The sequence below is a fragment of the Pseudomonas oryzihabitans genome (genome assembly GCF_006384975.1).
GTDB classification, from domain to species: domain Bacteria; phylum Pseudomonadota; class Gammaproteobacteria; order Pseudomonadales; family Pseudomonadaceae; genus Chryseomonas; species Chryseomonas psychrotolerans_B.
The window spans coordinates 4,787,442-4,812,390 of record NZ_CP021645.1 but is presented as its reverse complement, the minus strand read 5'-3'; the positions used below and the strand labels follow the sequence as shown (position 1 = coordinate 4,812,390).

21 protein-coding genes and 1 CRISPR repeat array are annotated in these 24,949 nt (G+C 66.4%); of the genes, 10 read left to right on the top strand and 11 right to left on the bottom strand.

Annotated elements, in window-relative coordinates; all coding sequences use genetic code 11:
* Positions 1-100: 100 nt before the first annotated feature.
* From CCZ28_RS21760 to CCZ28_RS21735, 6 genes are all read right to left on the bottom strand, one after another.
* Positions 101-1,186, bottom strand: a complete 1,086-nt coding sequence (locus tag CCZ28_RS21760; RefSeq protein ID WP_140220833.1) for a sn-glycerol-3-phosphate import ATP-binding protein UgpC — start codon at positions 1,184-1,186, stop codon at positions 101-103.
* 2 nt (positions 1,187-1,188) lie between these two features.
* Positions 1,189-2,034 (bottom strand): sn-glycerol-3-phosphate ABC transporter permease UgpE, encoded by an 846-nt coding sequence (ugpE, locus tag CCZ28_RS21755; protein WP_140220832.1) that lies wholly within the window; start codon positions 2,032-2,034, stop codon positions 1,189-1,191.
* A complete protein-coding gene (ugpA, locus tag CCZ28_RS21750; protein WP_140220831.1) occupies positions 2,031-2,918 on the bottom strand; it encodes a sn-glycerol-3-phosphate ABC transporter permease UgpA in 888 nt (295 codons plus the stop codon). Before ugpA ends, ugpE begins: the two co-directional genes overlap by 4 nt.
* A gap of 79 nt (positions 2,919-2,997) precedes the next feature.
* On the bottom strand, positions 2,998-4,314 hold the full coding sequence (gene ugpB / locus CCZ28_RS21745; RefSeq protein ID WP_140220830.1) for a sn-glycerol-3-phosphate ABC transporter substrate-binding protein UgpB: 1,317 nt from the start codon (positions 4,312-4,314) through the stop codon (positions 2,998-3,000).
* A gap of 249 nt (positions 4,315-4,563) precedes the next feature.
* A complete protein-coding gene (locus tag CCZ28_RS21740) occupies positions 4,564-5,772 on the bottom strand; it encodes an MFS transporter (protein WP_140220829.1) in 1,209 nt (402 codons plus the stop codon).
* Positions 5,769-6,959: a serine hydrolase domain-containing protein gene (locus tag CCZ28_RS21735; RefSeq protein ID WP_140220828.1), complete on the bottom strand. Its 1,191-nt coding sequence runs from the start codon at positions 6,957-6,959 to the stop codon at positions 5,769-5,771. The genes CCZ28_RS21740 and CCZ28_RS21735 overlap by 4 nt, the downstream gene beginning before the upstream one ends.
* Before the next feature lie 119 nt (positions 6,960-7,078).
* Here CCZ28_RS21735 and CCZ28_RS21730 point away from each other — a divergent pair, with 119 nt between their 5' ends.
* A complete protein-coding gene (locus CCZ28_RS21730) occupies positions 7,079-8,014 on the top strand; it encodes a LysR family transcriptional regulator (protein ID WP_140220827.1) in 936 nt (311 codons plus the stop codon).
* Here CCZ28_RS21730 and CCZ28_RS21725 read toward each other — a convergent pair.
* Positions 8,004-8,864, bottom strand: a complete 861-nt coding sequence (locus CCZ28_RS21725; protein WP_140220826.1) for a LysR family transcriptional regulator — start codon at positions 8,862-8,864, stop codon at positions 8,004-8,006. The two genes, CCZ28_RS21730 and CCZ28_RS21725, sit on opposite strands and share 11 nt — an antisense overlap.
* Positions 8,865-8,960: 96 nt before the next feature.
* Here CCZ28_RS21725 and CCZ28_RS21720 point away from each other — a divergent pair, with 96 nt between their 5' ends.
* Positions 8,961-9,878, top strand: coding sequence for a DMT family transporter (locus tag CCZ28_RS21720; RefSeq protein ID WP_140220825.1), 918 nt, complete (start codon positions 8,961-8,963; stop codon positions 9,876-9,878).
* Positions 9,879-9,982: 104 nt separating this feature from the next.
* Positions 9,983-10,250: direct repeats of the CRISPR family, unit length 28 nt; unit sequence TTTCTAAGCTGCCTACACGGCAGTGAAC.
* 326 nt (positions 10,251-10,576) lie between these two features.
* Here CCZ28_RS21720 and CCZ28_RS21715 read toward each other — a convergent pair.
* The gene (locus CCZ28_RS21715; protein WP_205894610.1) at positions 10,577-11,590 is read right to left on the bottom strand and encodes a GlxA family transcriptional regulator; all 1,014 of its coding nucleotides are present in this window, start codon (positions 11,588-11,590) and stop codon (positions 10,577-10,579) included.
* 244 nt (positions 11,591-11,834) lie between these two features.
* Between CCZ28_RS21715 and CCZ28_RS21710 the strand changes: the two genes are divergently transcribed.
* From CCZ28_RS21710 to CCZ28_RS21695, 4 genes are all read left to right on the top strand, one after another.
* Positions 11,835-13,289, top strand: a complete 1,455-nt coding sequence (locus tag CCZ28_RS21710; protein ID WP_140220824.1) for an amino acid permease — start codon at positions 11,835-11,837, stop codon at positions 13,287-13,289.
* A gap of 91 nt (positions 13,290-13,380) precedes the next feature.
* Positions 13,381-14,259, top strand: coding sequence for a GntR family transcriptional regulator (locus CCZ28_RS21705; protein WP_140220823.1), 879 nt, complete (start codon positions 13,381-13,383; stop codon positions 14,257-14,259).
* Between the two features lie 78 nt (positions 14,260-14,337).
* Positions 14,338-15,345, top strand: a complete 1,008-nt coding sequence (gene yejK, locus CCZ28_RS21700) for a nucleoid-associated protein YejK (protein WP_140220822.1) — start codon at positions 14,338-14,340, stop codon at positions 15,343-15,345.
* Between the two features lie 165 nt (positions 15,346-15,510).
* A complete protein-coding gene (locus CCZ28_RS21695; RefSeq protein WP_140220821.1) occupies positions 15,511-15,948 on the top strand; it encodes a hypothetical protein in 438 nt (145 codons plus the stop codon).
* 164 nt (positions 15,949-16,112) lie between these two features.
* Here CCZ28_RS21695 and CCZ28_RS21690 read toward each other — a convergent pair whose 3' ends face one another.
* The gene (locus tag CCZ28_RS21690; protein WP_140220820.1) at positions 16,113-17,072 is read right to left on the bottom strand and encodes a hypothetical protein; all 960 of its coding nucleotides are present in this window, start codon (positions 17,070-17,072) and stop codon (positions 16,113-16,115) included.
* A gap of 498 nt (positions 17,073-17,570) precedes the next feature.
* Here CCZ28_RS21690 and CCZ28_RS21685 point away from each other — a divergent pair, with 498 nt between their 5' ends.
* The gene (locus tag CCZ28_RS21685; protein ID WP_140220819.1) at positions 17,571-18,893 is read left to right on the top strand and encodes a tetratricopeptide repeat protein; all 1,323 of its coding nucleotides are present in this window, start codon (positions 17,571-17,573) and stop codon (positions 18,891-18,893) included.
* A gap of 25 nt (positions 18,894-18,918) precedes the next feature.
* Positions 18,919-20,442: an APC family permease gene (locus CCZ28_RS21680; RefSeq protein WP_205894609.1), complete on the top strand. Its 1,524-nt coding sequence runs from the start codon at positions 18,919-18,921 to the stop codon at positions 20,440-20,442.
* A gap of 46 nt (positions 20,443-20,488) precedes the next feature.
* Here the strand turns inward: CCZ28_RS21680 and CCZ28_RS21675 are convergent, their stop codons facing one another.
* Positions 20,489-21,004 (bottom strand): dihydrofolate reductase, encoded by a 516-nt coding sequence (locus CCZ28_RS21675; protein WP_140220818.1) that lies wholly within the window; start codon positions 21,002-21,004, stop codon positions 20,489-20,491.
* Positions 21,005-21,085: 81 nt separating this feature from the next.
* Here CCZ28_RS21675 and CCZ28_RS21670 point away from each other — a divergent pair, with 81 nt between their 5' ends.
* Positions 21,086-22,474 carry a DUF2868 domain-containing protein gene (locus CCZ28_RS21670; protein ID WP_140220817.1) on the top strand — a complete coding sequence of 463 codons (1,389 nt, stop codon included), beginning with the start codon at positions 21,086-21,088 and terminating at the stop codon, positions 22,472-22,474.
* The gene (locus tag CCZ28_RS21665) at positions 22,471-23,847 is read left to right on the top strand and encodes a GTPase/DUF3482 domain-containing protein (protein WP_140220816.1); all 1,377 of its coding nucleotides are present in this window, start codon (positions 22,471-22,473) and stop codon (positions 23,845-23,847) included. The genes CCZ28_RS21670 and CCZ28_RS21665 overlap by 4 nt, the downstream gene beginning before the upstream one ends.
* Here the strand turns inward: CCZ28_RS21665 and CCZ28_RS21660 are convergent.
* A complete protein-coding gene (locus tag CCZ28_RS21660) occupies positions 23,844-24,737 on the bottom strand; it encodes a proline iminopeptidase-family hydrolase (protein ID WP_140220815.1) in 894 nt (297 codons plus the stop codon). The genes CCZ28_RS21665 and CCZ28_RS21660 overlap by 4 nt on opposite strands.
* Between the last annotated feature and the right edge of the window lie 212 nt (positions 24,738-24,949).

The following is a 24,949-nucleotide window of genomic DNA, read 5'->3' as shown; positions in this document are numbered from 1 at the left end:
TTTTCCATGGGCCTTGGGGGTCGAAGCGGCAAAGAGGCGCAGTATCCCCTCCCCGGGCGCAGGAGGGAAACCATGCCGCCCACCGACCGGACCGGCGTGCTCAGTAACAGGCGTCGAGGCGCTGTCCGGACCCGGCATCGAACAGGTGCAGGTGCTCTTCCGGCGCCCAGAGGTGTAGCAGGCTACCTGGCCCCGGGCGCTGTTGGTGGGGCAGCCGCACTACCAGCGCTTGCTCGCCCCACCGGCCATGAGCCAGGTTGTCGGCGCCTAGGATTTCCAGGGTCTGGACCACCAGGGGCAGGCCCTGCTCCAGACTGCCAACCGGTTGCAGATGCTCCGGGCGGATGCCCAGGCTGACCGGACGCCCGGCCAGGTGGCGATAGCCCGCGCCCAGGGGCAGCGCCAGGCCGCCCGCCAATTCGCAGTGGCTGCTGGCGGCATTCACCTGGCCGTCCAGCAGGTTCATCGCCGGGCTGCCGATGAAGCTGGCGACGAAGCGGCTCGCCGGGCGCTCGTAGACTTGAACCGGGGTGCCGAGCTGTTCGACCACCCCACCCTGCATGACCACCACGCGCTGGGCCAGGGTCATGGCCTCCACTTGGTCGTGGGTGACATAGAGGCTGGTGGTCTTGAGCCGCTGGTGCAATTGCTGCAACTCCAGGCGCATCTGCACGCGCAGCTTGGCATCCAGGTTGGACAGCGGCTCGTCGAACAGGAACACCGCCGGGTCGCGCACCATGGCGCGGCCCATGGCCACCCGCTGGCGCTGGCCGCCAGACAGTTCCCGTGGCCGGCGCTCCAACAGGCCGTCGAGTTCCAGGATGCGCGCCGCCTCCTTGACCCGAGTGGCGATCTCGGCCCGGCCGAGGCCGGCGATCTTCAGCCCCCAGGCCAGGTTCTCGGCTACGCTCATGTGCGGATAGAGCGCATAGTTCTGGAACACCATGGCGATGCCACGCGCCTTGGGCTCCAGCGCGGTCACGTCGCGGCCGCCGATATGGATGCTGCCGGCGCTCACCGGCTCCAATCCCGCCACCAGCCGCAGCAGGGTGGACTTGCCGCAGCCGGAAGGCCCTACCAACACGATGAATTCACCATCCTCGACCTGCAGGTCGAGAGGCTGGATCACCTGGGTCTTGCCACCGTTCCAGCTCTTGGAGACGGCCTTCAGTTCGAGTTCTGCCATGGTTACTTTTCGCTATCCACCAGACCGCGCACGAAGGCGCGTTGCATAACCAGCACCACCGCCACCGGTGGGATCAGGGTCAGCAGCATGGCCGCCATCACCTGGTTCCACTGCGGCGCCCGCTCACCGAGCGAGAGCATGCCGCGGATGCCCGCCACGGCTGTGCCGAGGTCGGGGTTGCTGACGATCAGGAGCGGCCAGAGATACTGGTTCCAGCCGTAGATGAAGGTGATGACGAACAGCGCCGCGATATTGGTCCGCGACAGCGGCAGCACGATGTCGCGAAAGAAGCGCATCGGCGAGGCGCCGTCGATGCGCGCGGCTTCCAGCAATTCATCGGGCAGGGTCAGGAAGAACTGGCGGAACAGGAAGGTGGCGGTGGCCGAGGCCATCAGCGGCAGGGTCAGGCCGGCGTAGCTGTTCATCATCCCCAGTTGGCCGATGGTGTCCACGGTGGGAAAGATGCGCACCTCCACCGGCAACATCAGGGTGATGAAGATCAGCCAGAAAGCCAGGGTGCGCAGCGGAAAGCGAAACCAGACGATGGCGAAGGCCGAGAGGATGGACACCGAGAGCTTGCCCAGGGTGATGCCCAGCGCCATCAGGAAGCTGTTGAGCAGTAGCCGCCAGAAGGGGGCGGTGTTGTTGCCCACGCCCTGGGTCCAGGTCAGGCTCAGGTTGTCCCAGAGGTGGCGGCCCGGCACCAGGGTCATGGGCGCGGCGAACACCGCCTGGTCGTCGAGGGTCGCGGCGACGACCGCCACATAGAGCGGAAAGAGGATGACGCCGATGCCCAGGATCAGCATCAGGTGGCAGAACAGCGTCAGCCCGCGGCGATTCTCGATCATTGGTAGCGCACCCGGCGTTCGACATAGCGGAATTGCACCACCGTGAGCACGATGACCAGCAGCATCAGCACCACCGATTGGGCGGCGGAGGCCGACAGGTCGAGGCCGGTATAGCCCTCGCGGTAGATCTTGTAGATCAGGGTGGTGGTGGCCTGCACCGGCCCGCCGCCGGTGGCCGCATCGATCACCGGGAAGGTGTCGAAGAAGGCGTAGATCAGGTTGACCACCAGCAGGAAGAAGCTCACCGGGGCGATCAGCGGCAGGGACAGCTGCAGGAAGCGCCGCACGGGCCCGGCGCCGTCGATGGCGGCGGCCTCCATCAGCGAACGGGGGATGGACTGCAGCGCGGCGAAGAAGAACAGGAAGTTGTAGCTGATCTGCTTCCACACCGAGGCGAGCACCACCAGGAACATGGCCTGGCCGGGATTCTGGGCCTGGTTCCAGGCATAGCCGTAATGCTCCAAGGCCACGGTGATCAAGCCGAGCCCGGGATTGAACAGAAACATCCACAACACCGCGGCCACGGCCGGGGCCACCGCATAGGGCAGCAACAGCAGGGTCTGGTAGATCCGGCTGCCGCGCGCCACCAGGTCGACCAGGGCGGCGAAGACCAGGGACACCAGCAGGCCGCAGCCGGCCACCAGGGCGCTGAATTTCAGGGTGGTCCAGAAGGAGGCCAGGTACAGGGGGTCGTGGAATAGCTGCTTGAAATTGTCCAGGCCGACGAACTGGCTGTTCAGCCCGAAGGGATCGAGGCTTTGCAGCGAATACCAGAGGGTCTTGCCGGCCGGCCAGAGAAAGAACACGGCGGTGATCGCCAGCTGCGGCGCCAGCAGCGCATAGGGCAGCCAACCGGAGGGGAACACCTGACGGGATGCGGACATGGGCGAAGGAGAGCCTGGAGTGAAGGGGACCGACCCGGCGACGCCCACGCGCTTACATGGGCGTCGCCGGGGTTCAGCCTTACTGGGTGGATTTCTCGAAGCGTCGCAGCAGCACATCACCGCGCTGCACAGCGGCATCCAATGCCTGCTGCGGGCTCTGCTTGCCGGTCCAGACGCTTTCCAGTTCCTCATCGATCACGGTGCGGATCTGCGGCATGTTGCCCAGGCGCAGGCCCTTGGTGAAGGGCAGCGGCGGCTTGTTGAGCATCTGGCGGATGGCCACGTCGGCCCCCGGATGCTTGGCATAGAAGCCCTGCTCGCGGGTCAGGTCGTAGGCCGCCGTGGTGATCGGCAGGTAACCGGTCTTCTGGTGCCATTCGGCGGCGATCTCCGGCTGCGCCAGGAAGGCCATGAATTCGGCCACGCCGCGCTTCACCGCCGGATCCTGGCCCTTGAACACCCAGAGGCTGGCGCCGCCGATGATGGCGTTCTGCGGCGCGCCCTTGAGGTCGGCGTCATAGGGCATCATGCCCACGCCGAAGTCGAACTTGGCGTAGTGGCTGATATTGGCCAGCGAGCCGGACGAGGTAGTCAGCAGGCCGCAGTCGCCGTTGTAGAACTTCTCGGTGGGTTCGTCCTTGCGCCCGACGTAGGTGAAGTCACCCTTCTTGCCCATCGCCTGCAGCAGGGCGATGTGCTTCACCTGGGGCGCCTTGTTGAATTCCAGCACCGCACCGGTGCCGCCGAAGCCATTGTCGAGGCTGGCGAACGGCAGGCCGTTCCAGGCACTGAAGTTCTCCAGCTGAATCCAGCTCTGCCAGCCGCTGGCATAGCCACATTGCATGCCGGCTGCGCGCAACTTGGCGCTGTCCTCGGCCAGTTCCTGCCAGGTCTTGGGCGGCGCATCCGGATTCAGGCCGGCCTTCTTGAAGGCGTCCTTGTTGTAGTAGAGCACCGGAGTGGAGCTGTTGAACGGCATGGACAGCAGTTGGCCGGTCTTGGCATCGCTGTAGTAGCTGGCGATGGTGGGCACGAAGCGCGCCTCGTCCAGTTTCAGGCCGGCATCCTTGAACACCTGGTAGACCGGCTCGATGGCCTTGGAGGCCATCATGGTCGCAGTGCCGACTTCGTAGACCTGCAGGATGGCCGGCGGCTGGCCGGTACGGAAGGCGGCGATCCCCGCGGCCAGCGTCTGATCGTAGTTGCCCTTGTACACCGGCTGAACCTGGAACTCCGGGTGCGCCTGGTTGAAGCGCTGGGCCAGGGAGTCGACCTCCTTGCCAAGCTCAGCATCCATGGCATGCCAGAAGGGAATGGGCGTCGCCGCCAGCGCCTGGCCGCCACTCATCAGCCCGAGAACCAATCCCAACGTCATACCGCGAAGCGAAGCCTGCATGTCCGCACCCTTGCTGATCGTCCGATGGCGAGAGGCGCGGAAACGCGCCTCTCATGTTCGGAAGGCAACATGCCAGGGGAAGATGACAGCAAGGCTACAGCGTCTGATTTGCGCCAAGCCTTAAGGAAAGCCCAGCTGTAGAGCTGTTCAGAGTCGAAAATCTTCGGCGATCAGCGTGGCGAAATGAGCGCAGGTGGGGACTCAGCCAGGCTGAGTCCGTGCAACAGCTAAAGAACAGTACCTAAGCCCTCATGATCGCGGCTCCCCCGATAACGTGAGCGGTGTTGGGTTGGTATCGGCCGCAAAACCCTGCCGCCGCGCCGTCCACACCACCACCAGCGTCAGCCCCAACAGCCCCAGCAACACCGGTGCGAAAGCCCCAACGCCCAGCCGCTCCAGCAGCAACCCGCCAAGCAGTCCGCCACCGGCAATCGCGCTATTCCAGACGGTGACCAGCATGGACTGGGCGACATCCGCGGCCTCGCCCGCGGTTCTGGCCAGAGCGGTCTGGAACAGCGTGGCCGCCCCGCCGAAGGCCAGCCCCCAGGCGGCTATCGCCAGGTAGACCACGGCAAGCCGCCCGGACGCCAGGCCGAGTGCCAGCGCGGCGAGACCGAACAGGCAGGTGCTGGCCAGGGTCAAGGCACGCAGGTGACGGTCGATCAGCACACCGACGATCCAGATACCCAGCAGCGATGCTCCGCCGAACACCAGCAAGACCAGATCCACGCGCCCGGCCATGCCGACAGCCGCCAGGAAGGGGGTGATGTAGGTGTAGAGGAGGTTATGCGCCAACACGAAGGTCAGCACCACGAAGAGTACCGAGCGCACCCCAGGCAACCGGAACACCTGTCCCAATGACGGGCGCTGCTCCGCTGCCTGGCCGGCGAAGTCCGGCAACTTGATGCGGACCCAGAGCATGAGCGCCAGTGCCAGTAAGCTCATGAGCCCGAAGCACGGCCTCCAGCCCAGCAGACTCCCAAGCCAAGTGCCTACGGGCACGCCGAGAGAGAGCGCCAGGGGCGTGCCCACCATGGCGACGGCGATCGCTCTACCGCGCTGGTGTTCGGGCACCAGACGGGCCGCATAGCCCGCCAGCAGTGCCCACAGCAGCCCGGCCGCGACGCCAGCCAGGAAACGCGCCGCCAGCGTCAGCAGGTAGCTGGTCGAAAGCGCGGTGAGGGTATTGGCGACGAAGAATCCGCCAATGGCCATCAGCAAGAGTGGGCGCCGGCGTACTCCTTGCGTGGCGGCGGTCAGCGGCATCGCTGCTATCAATGAACCCAGGGCATAAAGGGTCACGGTCTGGCCGATCCACCCTTCGGACACCGCCAAGCCTTGCGCCATTTGCGACAGCAGTCCGGCCGGTAGCGCTTCGGTGAGAATGGTGATGAAAGCCGCCATGGCCAGTGCCAGCAATGCAGCCCAGGGCAAGCGATCTTGGCCTACCCCGCTCATCGCCCGAACTCCCCAATCTCGTAGACCGCATCGCGCAACTCGGTAACGAAACGACCGGACATGCCTTCGTACAGGGTATTGGTGAAGGCCACCACGCTCAGCCCCCGCGCCCGATCAACGAACCAGGAGTGACCGTAGGCACCACCCCAGCGCCAGGTGCCTGGGGATTCGGGTGACGCCGCAAGCCTGGGATCACGCAAGACCGAGCAGCCCAGGCCGAAACCGACGCCTGGCATGCCGGGCAATTCCAAGCCTCCGGTTTGATCCCGTCCCAGCTCCTCGACCAGTCCAGCAGGCAGCAGCGTCCCGCCGCCCCGCCGCAACGTCTCCAGCAGTTGCAGGAAATCCCCGGCAGTACCCGCCATCCCGGCCCCTCCTGACGGGAAGGCCTGGGCGTCGAAGATGCGCGCCGGGCTGTAGGTGATACCGACGGTGTCCTCGAACACCGGAACCGTCTCGCCTTCGGCCAAAGGGTGCGGGCGTGGCAAGCCGTTGACATAGGCGGTCGCCATCCGCCCGGGATCACGGGCGACGAAGCCGGTATCGGCCATGCCCAGGGGGCCGGTCACCAGTTGCCGTACCACCTCGTCCAATGGCATGCCCTGGATACGCTCGATCAGCGCGCCCAGCACATCGGTGGCCAGCGAATAGCCCCACGCGGTACCCGGCGTGTACAACAGCGGCACGCTGGCGAGGCGGCGCAGGTTCTCGGCGAGGCCAATACTCGCGGCATCCATCCCGTCCGACACGCCAGCCTGGGCATAGGTCCCCTGCGCGGTGGTTTCCAGGAAACGATAACCCAAGCCAGCCGTATGGCTGAGCAATTGCCGCGTGGTGATGGCTGCCGGACGGCCATCGGCCAGGCTCGGGCAGAACTCCGGCAGCCAGCGCGCAACGGGCGCATCGAGTTCGAGCAGACCTCGCGCCACCAGCACCAGCGCTGCGGTGGAGACGATGGGCTTGGTCACCGAGGCCAGGCGGAACAGGGTATGCAAGGTCATCGGCTGCGCCTTTTCCCGGTCGGCGAAACCGGCGGCCTGTCGGTGGATCAGCTCACCATCCCGGACGACGAGAACCACGGCGCCGACCAGTCGCTGCTCATCCAGGGCACGTTGAACGACAGCCTGGACCGGGGCAGACAGTCGGGTGGAAACAGCCTTATCCAGGACACGCTGGAGATTCGTCATGGCACAGCCCTCGCTTGCAGGTAGTGCCACGACGATAAAAAGCCTTGGATTGAAGAAAAAGCCGGCTACAGTTCCTCGATGTGCGGAACTGAATATCCGCAATGTCTGGGAAAAGCGGCATGGACAGTCTTAACGGCTTCGTGGTGTTCGTGCAGGTAGCCGAAACGCGCAGTTTCGTCGCGGCAGGCCGCCTGCTGGGCGTATCAGCATCGGCTATCGGCAAGAGCGTGGCACGCCTGGAAGATAAGCTCGGCGTACGCCTGTTCCATCGCAGTACACGCAGCATCACCCTGACGGCCGAGGGCGCCCTCTTCCTGGAGCGCAGTCGCCGCATACTTGCCGAGATCGAGGCGGCGGAACTGGAGTTGTCACAAGCCACCGCCACCCCACGCGGACGCCTGCGGGTCAGTCTGCCCCTGGTGAGTTCACTGGTGCTGCCGGTACTCGGTGAATTCATGCGCGAGTATCCGCAGATCGAGCTGGACCTGGATTTCACCGACCGCATGGTCGATGTCATCGAAGAGGGTTTCGACGCCGTGGTCCGTACCGGCGAACCCTCGGATTCACGGCTGGCCGCACGGCGGCTGGGCACCTTCAGGATGCATCTGGTCGCCTCGCCAGATTATCTGGCCCGGCGCGGCAGGCCGAAGACGCCGGCCGACCTGCAGCAGCACGCCTGCCTGCACTATCGCTTTCCCAACAGCGGCAAGCTGGAAACCTGGGCGCTGCAGCAGTTACCTGGCGAAGCCGAGGTAGTGTTACCCACCTCGATGATCTGCAACAACATCGAGACCCGCCTGTGCTTCGCCCTACGCGGCCTGGGTATCGCCTACCTGCCGGATTTCGCCGTGGCGGAGGCCCTGGCCGATGGCAGTCTGTGCACGGTGTTGGCTGATCGGCAGATACACACCGGGGTGTTCCATGTGCTCTGGCCGGTCAGTAAGCAACCGGCACCCAAGATTCGCGCCCTGGTGGACTTCCTCTGCGCGCGGATGCTGCCGGGAGCCCCTGAGGCAACTGATCAACCAGGCTCCGGGCGCTTGGCTACAACCTGAAATCCTCGGCGATCAATCCCGCTAACCTCTCACAAGCCGGACTGCGCTCGCCAGGCGGCGAAGCCAGCCGCAATTCGTGCAACGGCAAGGCGGGAAAACCCTCGTCCGGCAGCAATTCGCGCATGGGTGGAGTCATGCGCGCCCGGTCGATGATGGCCACCGCCTGGCCCAGTTCGACGGCCGCCTCCAGTGCCGAAGAGGCTGCGCTGGTCATCACCGCCTGCCAGCGACGGTTCTGCCGGGTCAGCAGGTCGATACCCAATTCGCGATAGCTACAGCCCTCGCCGTGTAAGGCCAGGGGCACGCTGGTGTCCGGGGTGAGCACCAGGCCGGGGCCGGCGACCCAGACCGGTTGCGTATGACCGAACACCTGGCCTTCCGCCTGGCCAGCGCCGGTTGGCCCTACCAGCAACGCCAGGTCCAGCAGGCCCTGGGCGAGCCAGCGCCGGAGCTGGCCGCTGTTGCCGGTGAGGACTTCCAGGACGATGCCGGGGTGCTCGCCCTGCAGTCGTGGGAGCACCTCCTTGAGCAGCCGGGCGGCGTAGTCCTCGGCCACGCCCAGGCGCACCTCGCCTACTACCGGCTGGCCGGTGAGTCCGGCGAGGATGCGGTCATGGGCCTGCAACAGCTCAGCGGTTTCCAGCAAGACCCGGCGTCCGAGCGGGGTCAGGGTCACCGCCTGGTTGTCACGCTCGAACAGCCGCCCACCGGTCTGCTCTTCCAGCCGACGGATCTGGCTGCTCACCGCCGAGGGACTGCGGTTGAGCTGCAACGAGGCCGCACGAAACTGCCCCAGCCGGACGATGGTGTGGAAGGTGCGCAGGACGTCGATATCGAGGGGCGCGGGCATGATGCGTTTTTATCGAACCATATCTACAGATAATGTCGTTTGAGTGTATTACCACCCTACGCCAGGCTCAAGGCATCCCCTCACCGGAGTCTGGTCATGCCTGCCATCCTGTCTTCCGCTTTGTTGCGTCAGTTCGCCCTGGTGTTGTGCTGGAGTGCCGGCTTCGTCGGCTATCGCTACGCCGCGGACCAGGCGCCCACCCTGTTGGTCACGTTCTGGCGCTTCGCCCTGGCCGCCCTGCTGCTGTTGCCCTTCGCCTGGACTGAATTGCGGCGGCTGCCGCTGCGGATCATCGGGCAGCAGGCAGCCATCGGCGCCCTCGCCTTCGCCGGCTGCATCGCTCCCTCCGCCAAGGCCATCGAACTGGGCGTCTCGCCGGGGCTGGCCGCGCTGCTCTCGGATCTGTCGCCGCTGCTGGTGGCCCTGGGTTGCTGCCTCTTGCCCGGACAACGCACCAGCGGGCGCCAGTGGCTCGGGCTGGGCCTGGGGCTGACCGGGGTGCTGCTCGCCACCGGAGCAGGACTGGGCCTGGGCGTGGCGCCCGGCTGGGCCTATGTCCTGCCCCTCGGCGGCGCCCTGGCACTGGCCCTGGCAACCCTGGTGCAGAGTCGCCTGCCGCCCAGCAACCTGGCGCTGCCAACACTGTTGTTCATCCAGCTTGCTGCCAGCAGCCTGGTGATGACGGTGGCGGCCGGCCTGGAAGGTCCGTTGCGCCCGCCCTTGACCCCCGGTTTCGCCCTGGCGGTGCTCTGGCTGCTGATCCCGACGCTGCTCGGCTACGGCCTCTACTGGCTGTGTCTACGCCAAGGCAGCCCCCAGGCGGTCAGCGGTGCCCTCTATCTGAGCCCACCGGTGGCCCTGCTGTGGGCCTGGGCCTGCTTTGACGAACCCTTGGCGCCGGGCATGCTGCTCGGCCTGCTGTTCGCCCTAGCTGGGTTGCTGTGCCTGAATGCGGCGGAGCGCGATGCGGATCGAGGCCAGGCGGTGCCGACGAGCTGCGGTCAGCAGCCTTGATCAGCGGGGCTTGGCGTGGAAGAGCACGAGCGTAGAAGGGGTGAAAGGCTAGCTGCCTGTACGGCAGTGAACTATGGCGTAGGTCCCGATGGGCGCCGGAGCGCTTTTTAAGCTGCCTACACGGCAGTGAACGAAAAGATCAAAAAATGCCTGGAGATGGCGAATTTCTAAGCTGCCTACACGGCAGTGAACCCTCATGGGAGCCGCGAACAACAAGCCTACGTTTTCCAAGCTGCCTACACGGCAGTGAACGCGCAGATCGCCGCGCTCGCTGGCTGCGAGGATTTCTAAGCTGCCTACACGGCAGTGAACGCATCAGACGATGACTGGGAGCGCCTCATGATTTTCTAAGCTGCCTACACGGCAGTGAACTAGAGTATTTCCCGCCCAAGTCCTTGGTGCAACAGGCTTTCACTGCATTTCCGCCGGCCCAACCCTCTTTTTCGGCACCTTCTTAAGTCATTGATTTTATTGATCTGCCGGTAGCCTCCAAAAAAGAGGGTCAGAGCCCTGCCTGGCGAGCCGAGTGGTAGCGGTCTGGTGCAGCAAGGGGGCCAGCGGCCACCTAAGGCAATCATCCCGCTCTGGTCCAGAGGGGTTCGCATCAAGTCCAGCAGGTTCGATGAGCAACATGCGCTCAATCAAAGCGAAGCAGCGTCATGACCTCAAGCGCTGGCGTGCCAACCATAGAACAGCGCTCAATACTTCAGCCGCCGCTCCTTGGACGGCGGATAGCCGAAGTAGGCCGAATACCTCTTGCTGAAGTGGGTGACCGAGGTGAAGCCGCAGGCCACCGCCACTTCCAGCACCGACAGGGTGGAATGCTGCAACAGTCGGCGCCCTTCGGTGATGCGCAGTTCCAGGTAGTAGCGCATGGGCGCGGTGTCGAGTTGCTCGCGGAACAGCCGCTCGACCTGCCGCCGCGAACGGCCGGCGTAGTCGCACAACTGCTCGATGGTCAGGGGCTCTTCGATGTTGGCTTCCATCAGGGACACCACCTCGCGCAGCGGTGGGGTCATCTGCACCTTGAGCGTCGGGTTGACCTGGCGAAAGCGCGATTCCTCGAAGGCCAGGATGTTGACCAGCCCATCGGCGAGGGCGCTGCCGCACTGGGTGCCGATCCATTCGAGGAACAGGTGGAAGGCGCCGCTGGGGCTGGCGGCGGTCAAGCGGTCGCGATCGAGCACATGGCTTTCCGCCGAGGTCTTGCAACCGCGCACCCGCTCGCTGAAGGCGCTGCGCTGCTCGGGATGGATGGCGCAACGATAGCCGTCCAGCACCCCGGCCTGGCCCAGTTGCCAGGCGCCGTTCCACAGCCCGCAGAGGGAGACCTGCTGCTTGGCCGCGCGCACCAGCAGGGCCTTGAGGCGGGGCTCCAGTTCCAGCGGCGTGCGCAGGCCGCCGCAGACCACCAGCAGGTCGAAGCGCGCGCCCTCCACGGCGCGGTAGTCGCCATCCGGACGGATGACGATGCCCAGGTCGCTCATCACCTCGGCCCCGGTCGGACTGTAGGTGCGGGTGGCGAAGGTGCCGGTGGAGAGCAGGTTGGCGGTGACCAGGGTATCCAGTGCCTGGGTGAAGGACGGCAGGGAAAAGTGGTCGAGCAGGATGAAACCGACCAGCCGGGAAAACTCCGGACGCGGTCGTGTCGACTGCAACTGGAGGTAGTTCTTGCCCTGGATACCGCTGCCGAAGGTTCTCGAATCGATCACGTTGGACTGCCCTATACGACCCTGGGCCCATGCTAGCCGAAGCGGAGCCTGGCACTGATCACGCTGCGACAGCGCCGCACCGACGACCGCCATCCCACCGCTGCCCTTAGCCTGCTAAGCTTCGCCGCTTTTTTGCCGCCTGCCCGTGCAGGTGCTCATTCGCGCCGAGCGAATCGCCCCGACTACCGAGAATGGCCGCCAGAGCCAGCGCCCGGACCCCGTTCAACTGCCAGCTGGAAATTCCATGTCCACCCCCTCCCCGAGCCTGCAGCGCCGGCTCAAGCCCCGTCACCTCAACATGATCGCCATCGGCGGCTCCATCGGCACCGGCCTGTTCGTCGCTTCCGGCGCCACCGTGGCCACGGCCGGTCCGGGCGGCGCCCTGGCGGCCTATGCGCTGATCGGCCTGATGGTCTACTTCCTGATGACCAGCCTGGGCGAGATGGCCGCCTACCAGCCGGTATCGGGCTCCTTCTCCATCTATGGCAGCCGTTTCGTCGAGGACGGCTTCGGCTTCGCCCTCGGCTGGAACTACTGGTACAACTGGGCGGTGACCATCGCCGCCGAGCTGGTGGCCGCGCAACTGGTGATGGGCTTCTGGTTTCCCGAGGTACCAGGGCTGATCTGGAGCGCGCTGTTCCTCGGCCTGATGTTCCTGCTCAACGCCGTCTCGGTGCGCGGCTTCGGCGAGAGCGAATTCTGGTTCGCCGCGATCAAGGTGGCCACCGTGGTGGTCTTCATCGGCCTGGGCCTGGCCGCCATCCTCGGCATCTTCAGCGGCATCGAACCGCCGGGGCTTGCCATCTTCACCCAGGGCGAGGCGCCCTTCGTCGGCGGCCTGCAGGCCATGGTCGGGGTGGCCATGATCGCTGGCTTCTCCTTCCAGGGCACCGAATTGATCGGCATCGCCGCGGGCGAATCGGAGAATCCGCGCAAGAACGTGCCCATCGCCATCCGCCAGGTGTTCTGGCGCATCCTGATGTTCTATGTGCTGGCGATCTTCGTCATCGGCATGCTGATCCCCTACACCGATCCGCGCCTGTTGCAGAACGACGCCACCGACGTCTCCGTCTCGCCGTTCACCCTGCTGTTCGAGCGTGCCGGCCTGGCCTTCGCCGCCAGCCTGATGAACGCGGTGATCCTCTCGGCGGTACTCTCCGCCGGTACCTCCGGCATGTACGCCTCGACGCGGATGCTGCACAGCCTGGCCGAACAGGGCAAGGCGCCACGCCTGTTCGCCCGGGTCGCGCGCAATGGGGTGCCGCGCAACGCCCTGCTGGCGACCACGGCGGTGGGCGCCCTGTGCTTCTTCACCTCGCTGGTGGGCGACAAGGCCCTCTACGGCTGGCTGCTCAACACCTCGGGCATGTGCGGCTTCATCGCCTGGCTGGGCATCGCCGTGTCCCACTACCGCTTCCGTAAAGGCTACCTGGCCCAGGGCCGCCGCCTGGAAGACCTGCCCTATCGCGCCCGGCTGTTCCCCTTCGGCCCGCTGCTGGCCTTCGCCCTCTGCCTGGTGATCACCCTGGGGCAGAACTACGCCGCCCTGTTCGGTCCGAACGGGGTCGACTGGGTGGGCCTGGCCGCCACCTACATCAGCCTGCCTCTGTTCCTCGCCGTCTGGCTGGGCTATCGATTCAAGCACGGCAGCCGGCTGGTGAAGCTGCAGGAGATGGACGTCAGGCCGAGCGGGGATTGATCGATCCCGGCAGACACCCTCCGGGCGGGCTGCGCCTGGAGGCTCTCGTGCTAGCATTTCAGGCTTTCCGGCCGACTCGCTCAGCGCTGCCATGGGCAACACCCTCGCCTCCCGCCTGATTCCCGACATCCTCACCTACATCGCCTCGCACCAGTTGGCGGTGGGCACCCGGCTGCCCGAGCGGGTTCTGGCCGAGCGGCTGCGGGTGTCGCGCTCGCCGGTGCGCAGCGCCCTGCAGCAGATGGCCGAGCAAGCCCTGCTCCTACGCCACCCCGAAGGCGGCTTCGCCGTGGCTGCCGGGGCCCTGGCAGCCACGCCTCCGGCGCGCGAGGAGGTCTCCACCAACGAACGCCTGTACCTGGCCATCGCCCGCGACCGCATCGAGGGCGAGTTGCCGCTGAAGGTCTCGGAAAACGAGCTGCTCCGCCGCTACCCGATCACCCGTGGCCAACTGACCGACATCCTCAGGCGTATCGTTCAGGAGGGCTGGGCCGAGCGCTTGCCGGGCTATGGCTGGAGTTTCGTCGAGGGCCTCACCTCCCCTGCCGCCTACGCCCAGAGCTATCGCTTCCGTCTGCTGATCGAGCCGGCCGGCATCCGCGAAGCCGACTTCACCCTGGATGCCGAAGCACTGCGCCGCTGCCGCGACGAGCAGGAACTACTGGCCACCGGGAGGGTGTTCGAAACCTCGCCCGCGGAGATCTTCGACGCCAACACCCGCCTGCACGAGACCATCGCCCGCTGCTCGGGCAATGCCTTCATCCTCGACGCCCTGCGTCGGCTCAATCGCCTGCGCCGGCTGATCGAATACCAGAAGTCGGTGGATCGGCAGCAGGCTCAGCGCCGCTGCCAGGAGCACCTGCAGCTCATCGACCTGCTGCTGGAGGACCGCCGCGAGGAGGCGGCGCTGTTCATGATCCGCCATCTAAGCAATGCCGCCGAGGAGAAGCAGGAGCCGGCCGCGTCCTGAAGCTGCGGCGTCAGGGGCCTGCCCGTCGCCGCGCCTGGGCGTTAGACTGGCGGACTTTTCCCGTTACCCGAGTCCGCCATGCCGATCCGTCACGCCATCGTCCATCTGATCGACAAGAAGCCCGACGGCCAGCCCGCGACCCTGCACGCGCGGGACGCCGAACTGGCCGACTCCCAGGCCATCGAGAACCTGCTGGCCGATCTCAACGACAGCTACAACGCCAAGCCCAACAAGGCCTGGGGCCTGTTCCACGAGGAATCCGGCGCCTATCCCTTCAGCGGCTGGCTCAGCGCCTACCTGGAAGGCGAGCAGGATTTCGTCGCCTTCAGCCGCCAGGCGGTGGAGCATCTCAAGGGGCTGATGGAGAGCAGCAACCTCTCCACCGGCGGCCACGTGCTGTTCGCCCAGTACCAGCAGGGCATGACCGACTACCTGACCATCGCCCTGCTGCACCATAGCGAAGGGGTGACCGTCACCGAGACCCTGGAAGTGGCCCCGGCCAAGCACCTGGACCTGGGCCAGCTGCACCTGGCGGCGCGCATCAATCTCTCGGAATGGCGCAACAACAAGCAGTCGCGCCAGTACATCTCCTTCATCCGCGGCAAGGGTGGCAAGAAGGTCTCGGACTACTTCCGCGATTTCATCGGCTGCCAGGAAGGCGTCGACGCCAAGGGTGAGACCCGCACTCTGCTCAAGGCCTTCAGCGACTACGTGGAAAGCGAGGACCTGCCTGAGGAAGCCGCCAAGGAAAAGACCGACACCCTGGTGGACTACGCCAGCAGCCAGGCCAAGCGCGGCGAGCCCATGGCCCTGGACGCCCTCTCCGAACTGATGGACGACCAGGCGCCACGAGCCTTCTACGACTACATCCGCAACAAGGACTATGGCCTGGCGCCGGAGATCCCGGCGGACAAGCGCACCCTCAACCAATTCCGCCGCTTCACCGGCCGCGCCGAGGGGCTGTCGATCAGCTTCGAGGCGCACCTGCTGGGTTCGCGCATCGAGTACGACGAAGGCCAGGACGTGCTGATCATTCGCGAGGTGCCCAGCCAGCTCAAGGACCAGCTCAAGCGGCGCAAGGACTGACTTGAACGCGGCGGCGAGCGCCGTCGCCGCGGGTGACCGCCTGGCCCCTGGACAACCGGGGTTGCAAACGCGGTCACCGATCGGGCGCCCCCGGCTGGACAGGCGCCGGCCAAAGGGGGCACAAGATGTCCCTTCTTTTCTTCTTCTGCCGAAAAAGTCGAAACCATGAGCCAGTACCCCTTCGAACGCCGCATCGTCATCACCCTGCAATCGAACAACGAGCTGACGCTCGACGCCGCCCTCGACCAGGCGGTGTCCCGCATCAAGCAGGGTGAGACCCACGGCAGCGACGAAGGCCTGGCCACCGCCTACAGCTTCCACGTGGACACCGTCGCCGAAGGCCCGTCCGGCCCGGTGGATCTGGCCGAATACCTCGGCCGCCCGGCCACCAAGGCCGAGCAGGCCGTGGTGGACAGCGGCGTCATTCCGCGCTTCCGCCTGGGCCAGGAGGTGGCCGTGCAGCTGGGCAACGGTGCCCTCAAGCCCAGCAGCATCCAGGAAGTACGCCTCTTCCCCCAGGTGGAGGGCCCCTGCTGGCTGTATCTGGTGGAAGAGCGCGTGCACCGGGATTACCTGCCGGCGAAGAAGCTCAAGGCGATCTGAGTAGTGCTTGGTTGGGTTGTTGGGCTTCGCTGACGCTCAACCCAACCTACGCCTCGGAGCTTCCGTAGGTTGGGCTGAGATGGCTTCATCGTCGAAGCCCAACAAATGGACGCGCTGCCTCTGTTGGGCTTCGCTGGCGCTCAACCCAACCTACGCTCCTGGCCTCAAGCGCGATAGGCGTCTATCTGGCGATAGAGCGAGAGCGCCGGCGCGACCTGTGGATTGGTCAGGGTGCTGGCATTCATCTGCGTCAGCACGGCGCCATTCAAGGTATCTCGCTCATCGGCGCCGAGGTCCTGCAAGCCATAACGGGTAATGGACTGCATCTTCCAGCTGGGGCTGCCATCGGCACCGGTGGCGATGCTGAACACCGGCTGGGTCAGCCCCTGGTCATCCGCCTGGGAGGCCGAGGCGACGCCGGGCGGACTCACCTGGTCGAGTAGCTGGGTGGTTTCCTGGCCCGGCCGCCAGGTGGGCGAACCCGGATTCACCGTCGCGGCAATTTCGGAATCCAGGGTAGCGGACGGCGCCCAGGTCCAGGGCTCGGCCCCGTCCTTGGCGTTGGGCGCGGTCACTACCGAGAAGGCAGCGTTCTGGTCGTCGGTGCTACGCCCAGCCATTTCGAAGTAGGCCACCTGGCGTTCCGCCGGGGTGAAGGCGCCGGAGTCGTCGCGGGCAATGCGCGACAGGCTGTCGCCGTCCAGGTCGGCGAAGGGATTCTTGCTGGAGGCATCGCTGTAGCGACTGGAGTCGCCATAGAAGTTTACCAACAGATAATTGGCGGCCTGCTTGGCCAGCTCGGTGCGCCCCGGAGTGGCCTTGTCCGGCAGTTCGCCGAGCACTCCTGCATCCTTGCCCTGGGACTGGATCTGCTGCTTGAGGTCCTGCATGAAAGCATCCAGCTCGCCGCCGTCGGAGTCATCGTCAGACAGGCTGCTGGAGGGCTGCAGGGGCAGCAGGTTGGAGACCAATTGCGCCGACGCCGACAGGTCCACCGCCACATCGGCGTCACCCGGGGTAACGCCAGGATTGGCGGTCGAACTCACGGCCAGACCGGCCTGGGGTTGGGTGACGCTGGCCAGGGTAGTCCCGGTCAGGTAAGGGTCCGTACGAATCGCCATCATCGCTGACTCCTCCTCGCACTGCACAAAGCGGGCTGAAACCTTCCCGGCAATGACGGCACCCTGGACAAGGGGAAGGTTGCAGGGTCCGTTATGCCATAGCCTGGCTTAGGGTTCCATTAAGCCCGGGCCAGAGCGGCTCGATGGGTTACCACTCCTATCGCGGAACGGCGCCCCATCAGCAGCGACACGCTGCTGAACCAGGCCGACACCCCGTTGCGGCTTTCCATCGCAGGCTAGATGGCGCCGATGACGGGCAGTAGCCGCGGTCCGCCACGCCTAGAGCAAGCCTGCCCGATCGACTGAAAACCGCTTTCCAGAGCCATCCAATAGTACTTTCCGGCAGATCCTTAGCCGCAAAGGATATTTAGGCCGGAGCGGAGCCCTCACTTAGATTCCGTCCTGCAGCCTCTGCACCTTTCGTCCAACCAACCCGGCACCTGGCTCCTCTATGCGACGCCAGGCGGCCTTATGTCGCTGCTTTTTTAGAACAGGTACCTCATGAAAGACTGCACCGGATTAGTCCTCACCGTCAGCGACCACCAGGCGCTCGCCGCCTACGAAGAGGCCATCGCCGCCCTGATCCGCTTCGCCGATCCCACGGCGGCGCTGACCCGGGCGTTGGAGATCGAGCCGCGCTTCCCCATGGCTCTGGTGCTGTCCGGCCACCTGGCGCTATGGTCCACCGACCGCGCCGATCTGCCAGCAGCGCGCACCGCGCTAGCCGAACTCGACGCCCTTCCCAGCGGACAGCTGAACTCCCGCGAACGCCTGCACCGGGAGGCGCTACGGGTATGGAGCGAGGGACGCCTGCACCAAGCCGCCTTGTCTCTGGATCGACTGCTGCTCACCTATCCGCAGGATATCCTGGCGCTGCTCAGCGGCCATCAGCTGGACTTCTTCATCGGCGCCGCCACCAATCTGCGCGACCGTCTGCTGCGTGCCCTGCCGGCCTGGAGCCCTGAGCATCCCTACTATGGCTATCTGCTGGGCATGCTCAGCTTCGGCCAGGAAGAAGCCGGCCAATACGAGCGCGCGGAAGAAACCGCCTACAGTGCCGTGGCAGCCAACCCCGGGGACATCTGGGGCATCCACGCCGTGGCCCATGCTCTGGAGATGCAGGGCAAGCACGAGCAGGGCCTGGCCTTCCTGGAAAAAACCCGCCCCCAGTGGACCCAGGACAACCTGATGGTCTCGCACAACGCCGTGCACCTGGGACTGTTCCAACTGGAGAACGGCCTGGTCGATGATGCCGTCGCCCTCTACGACAGCCATATCCACTGGCCGGGTATCACGCCGCAACCCATGGTCCTGGTCGACGGCTCCTCGATCCTCTGGCGCCTCTTCCTGGAACGCCAACCCCTCGGCGAGCGGCCACAGGAACTGGCCGACTCCTGGGCCAAGAAGGCCGATCAGCAGTTCTACTCCTTCAACGATGCCCACGCCATGCTGGCCTTCGCCGCCCAGGACGACCTGAGCCAGGCGGAAGACTTCCTGCAGCGCCTGAGCGCCCAGCGCCCGCCGCCCGACAGCGCCTACGCCCTCATGCACCAGCGCGTCGGTTTGCCGGTGGCGCGCGCCGTACTGGCCTTCGCCCGAGAGGACTACGCCCAGGTCATCGAAGAACTGCTGCCCATCAAGAACAGCACTGGCGAGTTCGGCGGCAGCCACGCCCAGCGCGACGTCTTCGCCCGCACCCTGCTGGAGGCAGCCATCCGCGCCGGCGACCGGCCTCTGGCCCAGGCGCTGCTGGTCGAGCGCCAGTACGCCCGGCCTCAGAGTCTCTACAACCAACAGAAACAGGCACAGGTCGCCAGCCTCTAGTCGCCCCAAGCCGAAAGGACGCCCCATGACACTCACCACCACTGTACAGAACGCACCCGCAGGGCATCACTTCGATCGCCTGAAGGGCAACTCGGTCGGCCTGGCCGGCGTGCTCTTCATGGTCATCGCCACGGCTTCGCCGATCACCGCCATGGTCGGCAACGTGCCCATCTCGGTCGGCTTCGGCAACGGCCAGTACACCCCGGCCGGCTATGTAGTGGCCACCCTGATCCTCACCCTGTTCGCCATCGGCTATGCGCAGATGGCTCGGCACATCTCCGCCACCGGGGCCTTCTACGGCTTCATCACCCACGGGCTGGGACCGGTGGCAGGTCTCGCCTGCGGGGTCACGGTGACTCTTACCTACGTCGTCTTCGAACCGGCCATCGTCGGCATCTTCGCCTTCTTCGCCGCCGACCTGGTCAAGGAGCTCAGCGGCCTGCAGCTGTCCTGGCTGTGGTTCGCCGCCTTCCTGCTGCTGGCCGGTGGGGTACTCAGCTACTTCGAGATCGCCCTGGCGGCCAAGGTGCTGGGCGTCTGTCTGATCCTCGAGGTGCTGATGCTCACGCTCCTCTCCGGTGCGGTACTGTTCGCCGGCGGTGGTCCCGCTGGACTGGTGCCCGAGTCGCTGAATCCGGCGCGGGCCTTCGAGGCGGCGGCGGGTGTCTCCGGGGCAAGCGCCGGCATCGGCCTGTTCTTCGCCTTCTGGTCGTGGGTCGGTTTCGAATCCTCGGCCATGTACAGCGAGGAGTCGCGCAATCCGCGGCGCAACATTCCCATCGCGGTGATCTTCTCAGCCCTGGGCGTGGGACTGTTCTACGTCTTCGTGTCCTGGATGGTGGTGGCCGCCAACGGCCCCGCCGAAGCGATCCGCATCGCCCAGGACCCGGCCACCGCGGCGAATCTATTCTTCGATCCCACCCGACGCTTCCTGGGTGACTGGGCGGTATCGCTGTTCAAGGTGTTGATCGTCACCGGCACCTTCGCCTGCGCCCTGGCCTTCCACAATTGCGCGGCGCGCTATCTCTATGCCTTGGGGCGCGAGAATCTGCTGCCGGGCACGGCCGCCGCCCTGGGTCGGACCCATAGCCAGCACGGCTCGCCGCACCGCGCCTCCACGGTGCAGACGGTACTGGCCAGCGTGATCGTGTTGCTGTTCTTCGCCGCCGGCAAGGATCCCTATGCGGACCTCTTCACCCTGCTGGGACTGCTCGGCACCCTGGGTATCCTGGTGGTCCAGGCCCTCTGTGCCTTCGCGGTGATCGTCTACTTCCATCGGGTACCAGGGCCGCACCAACAGGACAAGCACTGGTTCAAGACCCTGCTGGCTCCGCTGCTGGGCGGCCTGGGACTGGTCTATGTGGTGGATCTGCTGTTCACCAACATGACCTTCGCCGCCGGCAACGCCGCCCAATCGACACTGTTCCAGTTGATCCCCTGGATCATCGCCGCCAGCCTGTTGGCCGGCGCTCTGCTGGCGCTGTACTTCCGCCGCAACGATCCGGCCCGCTATCGCCTCATCGGCCAGTTGGTTCGCGCCGAGCCCTAAAGGCAAACCAAGCGCCCTGTCGCGCCAAACGCGACGGGGCGCTACCTCACCCCCGCCTCTCCCACACCTCGCAGGCATAGGCCGGACGACCCTTCTCGGCCGGATGCTCCTGCCGCGAGACGAGTTGCCAATCGCGTTCATCCCACTCCGGAAAGAACACATCCCCCTCCGGCGCCAGGGCGACGCGGGTCAGGTAGAGACGTTGCGCCACCGGCAGAGCCTCGGCGAACAACTGGGCGCCACCGATCAGCATGATCTCGCCTGCCTCGCGCTCGCGTGCCCAGGCCTCGGCGCGCTCCACCGCAGTGGACAGCGAAGAGCGAACTTCGGCACCTTCGGCCAGCAGATCAGTCTGACGGGAGACCACCAGATTCAGCCGTCCCGGTAGCGGGCGGCCAAGGGAGTCCCAGGTCTTGCGGCCCATGACCAGCGGCTTGCCGAGGGTCACGGCCTTGAAGTATTTGAGCTCCGCCGGCAGATGCCAGGGGAGGCGGTTTTCGATGCCGATGACACCGTTTTCGGCCACGGCGACGATCAGGCTCAGGGGAAGAGAGGTTTTCATGGTGACAGAGCATAACAGAGCCGTTAACAGCGAGGGCGCCAGGGACTATCCTCACGGTTTCCGCCGCAAGGGCACCCCCGCGTGACCGCTACTCCCCCTCCCGCCTTCGACGATCTCTGGCTGACCGAGGCCCTGCGCCTGACCGAGGAAGATAGCGGCCCCCTGGAAGATGCCGAGGCCAATCGCCAGGCGCGCGCGGCCGGGGGTGCTTTCGAGACCCGCCTCGTAACCCGCGCCCATCTGCTCGCCCAGCGGGACGGCCTCCTGGCCGCGCGACGCCGCTGGCGCCAGGGCGCGGTACTCGCCGCCTGGCTGTTGGGCATAGTGGCGCTGTTCTGCGGCGCCGGTCTCGCCGCCGGAGCCCTGGGTGACGGCAGCCGGCCGGTCAATGTCTTCTGGGCCCTGGGCAGCCTGCTCGGTCTGAACCTGCTCAGTCTCGCAGTCTGGGCCCTCGGGCTGCTGGGTGGCGGGCGGCAATTGGCTTCGCCGCTGGCGCGCCTATGGTTGTGGCTCTCCGGACGCCTGGCCCGGGATGCCCGGGCCCTGTACCTGGGCCCGGCGCTGGTCGGTCTGCTCGGGCGCGCACGCCTGCTGCCCTGGGCGCTGGGCGGCCTGGTCCACGGTCTCTGGCTGCTGATCCTCGGCAGTGCCCTGGCGACCCTGCTGGCGCTGTTGTCTGGACGCAACTATCTGTTCGTCTGGGAGACCACCCTGCTCGGCAGCGATACCTTCGTCTTGCTGACCCAGCTCCTGGGCGCCCTGCCCCAACTGCTCGGCTTTCCGCTGCCGGACGCCGCCAGCATCGCGGCCAGTGGCGATGCCGCCAGCCCTCTGGATGCGGCGCGGCAGGCCTGGGCCGGCTGGCTGCTGGGCGTGGTGCTGGTCTACGGTCTGCTGCCGCGCCTGCTGCTCACCCTCATCTGCCTGTGGCGCTGGCGCCAGGGATGCCGCCGCTTGCGCCTGGATGTGGAGCGCCCCGGCTATCTACGGCTGCGCGAGCGCTTGCTGCCCACCAGCGAACGCCTGGGCGTGAACGACGCAGCCCCCGCGCACCTGCCGGTACAGGATGCCGGTGGCCTGGCGCGTACCGGCGACGAAGCCCTGCTGGTGGGCATCGAACTCACCGACCACACCTGGCCGCCACCGCTGCCCGAGGGGGTGAGCGATGCCGGCATCCTCGACGACGGCCAGGGCCGCCGCCATCTGCTGGAACAACTGACCCGCTACCCGGCCCGCCGCCTGCTGATCGCCTGCGACCCACGGCGCTCGCCCGATCGCGGTACCCTCGCGCTCTTGGCGGAATTGTCGCGCTGCGCCACGGCGACCCGCGTCTGGCTGCTCCCCGCGCCCCTGGGCGGCAAGCTCGATCCGGTCCGCCTGGACGACTGGCGCCAGGCGCTGGATGCCCTGCGCCTGGCGCATTGCGAGGGCGATCTCGAAGAACTGGCCTGGCTGGAGGCGAATCCATGAGCGGCCCCCTGCGCCTGGCGCTGGTCGGGCATACCAACGTCGGCAAGACCTCCCTGCTGCGCACCCTGACTCGCGACATCGACTTCGGCGAGGTCTCCCATCGCCCCAGTACCACGCGGCATGTGGAGGGCGCGCGGCTGTCGGTGGACGGCGAAGCCCTGCTGGAGCTCTACGACACCCCCGGCCTGGAAGACGCCATCGCCCTGCGCGACTACCTGGAACAGCTGGAGCGACCCGGCGAACGCCTGGACGCCGCCACCCTGCTCGACCGTTTCCTCGACAGCGTGGAAGCCCGCCAGCGCTTCGAGCAGGAAGCCAAGGTGATCCGCCAGCTGCGTTCCTCCGATGCCGGCCTCTATGTGATCGATGCCCGCGAGCCGGTGCTGGCCAAGTACCGCGACGAACTGGCGGTGCTGGCCGGCTGCGGCCGCCCGCTGGTGCCGGTACTCAACTTCGTCGCCGCCGAGGGGCATCGCGCCGACGACTGGCGCGCCACCCTGGCCCGTCTCGGCCTGCACGCCCTGGTGCGCTTCGACAGCGTGGCACCGCCCGCGGACGGCGAGGCCCGCCTCTACGAAAGTCTGGCGACCCTGCTGGAAAGCGGCCGCCCGGCACTGCAACGCCTCATCGCCGACCATGCCGAACAGGCCCAACGGCGCCATCACGAAGGCGTACGCCTGATCGCCGAACTACTGGTGGACGCCGCTGCCGCCCGCCGCAGCGTGGCACCCGGCGAAGCCGAGGTGACAGCGGCGACGGCTGAACTGCGCGACGCCCTGCGCACCCGCGAGCAACGTTGCGTGGAAGACCTGCTGCGGCTGTTCGGCTTTCGGCCGGGCGACGCCCATGCCAGCGACCTGCCCCTGCTGGACGGGCGCTGGGGCGACGATCTGTTCAATCCGGAAACCCTGCGGCTGCTGGGCATTCGCCTGGGCGGTGGGGTGGCGGCTGGGGCAGCGGCCGGCGTCGGTCTCGACCTGCTCGCCGGCGGCCTGACCCTGGGCGCCGCCACGGTGCTGGGCGCCCTGGCCGGCGGCCTGGCGCAGACCGGCGGGCACTACGGCCGGCGCCTGTTCGGCAAGTTGCGCGGCGGTCGGGAGCTGTCCATCGACGATGCGGTGCTGCGGCTATTGGCCGTGCGCCAACGCCAGTTGCTGGCAGCCCTGGAAGCCCGCGGTCATGCCGCCCAGGGTGCCATCGAGGTCGCGGCGCCGGACGAACAACGCTGGCGGGAAGGCAAACTGCCGCCCGCCGTGCAGGTGGCCCGTGCCCACCCGGAATGGTCGGCGCTCAATCCGCGTCCGCGCCTGCAGGCCGACGACCGCCAGACCCGCATCGACGAGATCGCCGACGCCTTGGACGCGGACGTCTAGCCGCGCGCCACCTCAGCCAAGAAAACCGCCACCGTGGCCATGCAGGCTTCGCGCTCTTCCACGTGGGGCATATGGCTGGACTCCTCGAAAATGCGCCAGCGTACATCCGGGATGAGTCGGTCGAAGGGTTCCACACAGGCCGGGGTGGCCTCGTCATGGCGACCGGAGATCAGCAGCGTGGGGACCTGGATCCGCTCCAGACGGTCGATCACGCTCCAGTCCTTGAGACTGCCGATCACATGGAATTCGGTAGGACCGTTCATGGCGTGATAGACGGTGGGATCGTCGTCGATGGCGGCGAAGGTGCGTGCTACCTCGGCGGGCATCGGCTGCACCCGGCAAACGTGGCGGGCATAGAAGACGTCACTGGCGGCGCGGTACTCGGGCGAGTCGGTGCTGCCGGCGGCTTCGTGCCTATCCAGGGTGGCCTGCACCTCGGGCGGCAGCTTGGCGCGCAACTCCGCCGCCGCCGCCCGCCACAAGGCCATGGAGGCCGGCGAGTTGGCGATGATCAGCCCCCGCAATCCGGCGGGCTGGCGCACCCCATGCTCAGCGGCGAGCATCCCGCCCCAGGATTGGCCAAGCAGCACGTACTCGGTGATCCCCAGGTGCCGGAGCAGGTTGTTCAACTCGTCGAGGAACAGCGCCACCGTCCAGAATCCCGGATCGATGCCGCGCAGGTGCGTGGAGCGGCCATTGCCGAGCTGGTCGTAATGCACCACCGGCCAGCCCTGGGCGGCCAGGTCCTTGAAGCTGTCGACGTAGTCATGGGTACAACCGGGACCGCCATGGGCTACCACCAGCGGCAATCGCCCACTGGCCAGATCACCGGTTACCCGGTACCAGGTCTGGTGGCCTTGAAAATCGGCGTAGCCTTCGTGAACCTGCATGGATGCCTTCCTCGTATCGATGGGAACGAGAGCAGGCTAACGGGCGGGGGCAAGGGGGATAACTGGGAAAAGTTGTAGGTTTGGGGAGTTGGGCTGTCATGACTGACCGAATCAGGTGCCAAGCCGCAGCATCTAATAGGCCCCCTTCGCGCCGGACTGCCCCCTCTCCCGCGTGCGGGGGAGGGTTGGGGTGGGGGTAGTGCGTTTAGCTC

Excerpts from the sequence above, each read along its gene's own strand:
- CCZ28_RS21760 (WP_140220833.1), bottom strand. The coding sequence starts at position 1,186 with ATGGCAGAACTCGAACTGAAGGCCGTCTCCAAGAGCTGGAACGGTGGC.
- ugpE (WP_140220832.1), bottom strand. The coding sequence starts at position 2,034 with ATGATCGAGAATCGCCGCGGGCTGACGCTGTTCTGCCACCTGATGCTG.
- ugpA (WP_140220831.1), bottom strand. The coding sequence starts at position 2,918 with ATGTCCGCATCCCGTCAGGTGTTCCCCTCCGGTTGGCTGCCCTATGCG.
- ugpB (WP_140220830.1), bottom strand. The coding sequence starts at position 4,314 with ATGCAGGCTTCGCTTCGCGGTATGACGTTGGGATTGGTTCTCGGGCTG.
- CCZ28_RS21740 (WP_140220829.1), bottom strand. The coding sequence starts at position 5,772 with ATGAGCGGGGTAGGCCAAGATCGCTTGCCCTGGGCTGCATTGCTGGCA.
- CCZ28_RS21735 (WP_140220828.1), bottom strand. The coding sequence starts at position 6,959 with ATGACGAATCTCCAGCGTGTCCTGGATAAGGCTGTTTCCACCCGACTG.
- CCZ28_RS21730 (WP_140220827.1), top strand. The coding sequence starts at position 7,079 with ATGGACAGTCTTAACGGCTTCGTGGTGTTCGTGCAGGTAGCCGAAACG.
- CCZ28_RS21725 (WP_140220826.1), bottom strand. The coding sequence starts at position 8,864 with ATGCCCGCGCCCCTCGATATCGACGTCCTGCGCACCTTCCACACCATC.
- CCZ28_RS21720 (WP_140220825.1), top strand. The coding sequence starts at position 8,961 with ATGCCTGCCATCCTGTCTTCCGCTTTGTTGCGTCAGTTCGCCCTGGTG.
- CCZ28_RS21710 (WP_140220824.1), top strand. The coding sequence starts at position 11,835 with ATGTCCACCCCCTCCCCGAGCCTGCAGCGCCGGCTCAAGCCCCGTCAC.
- CCZ28_RS21705 (WP_140220823.1), top strand. The coding sequence starts at position 13,381 with ATGGGCAACACCCTCGCCTCCCGCCTGATTCCCGACATCCTCACCTAC.
- yejK (WP_140220822.1), top strand. The coding sequence starts at position 14,338 with ATGCCGATCCGTCACGCCATCGTCCATCTGATCGACAAGAAGCCCGAC.
- CCZ28_RS21695 (WP_140220821.1), top strand. The coding sequence starts at position 15,511 with ATGAGCCAGTACCCCTTCGAACGCCGCATCGTCATCACCCTGCAATCG.
- CCZ28_RS21690 (WP_140220820.1), bottom strand. The coding sequence starts at position 17,072 with ATGATGGCGATTCGTACGGACCCTTACCTGACCGGGACTACCCTGGCC.
- CCZ28_RS21685 (WP_140220819.1), top strand. The coding sequence starts at position 17,571 with ATGAAAGACTGCACCGGATTAGTCCTCACCGTCAGCGACCACCAGGCG.
- CCZ28_RS21680 (WP_205894609.1), top strand. The coding sequence starts at position 18,919 with ATGACACTCACCACCACTGTACAGAACGCACCCGCAGGGCATCACTTC.
- CCZ28_RS21675 (WP_140220818.1), bottom strand. The coding sequence starts at position 21,004 with ATGAAAACCTCTCTTCCCCTGAGCCTGATCGTCGCCGTGGCCGAAAAC.
- CCZ28_RS21665 (WP_140220816.1), top strand. The coding sequence starts at position 22,471 with ATGAGCGGCCCCCTGCGCCTGGCGCTGGTCGGGCATACCAACGTCGGC.
- CCZ28_RS21660 (WP_140220815.1), bottom strand. The coding sequence starts at position 24,737 with ATGCAGGTTCACGAAGGCTACGCCGATTTTCAAGGCCACCAGACCTGG.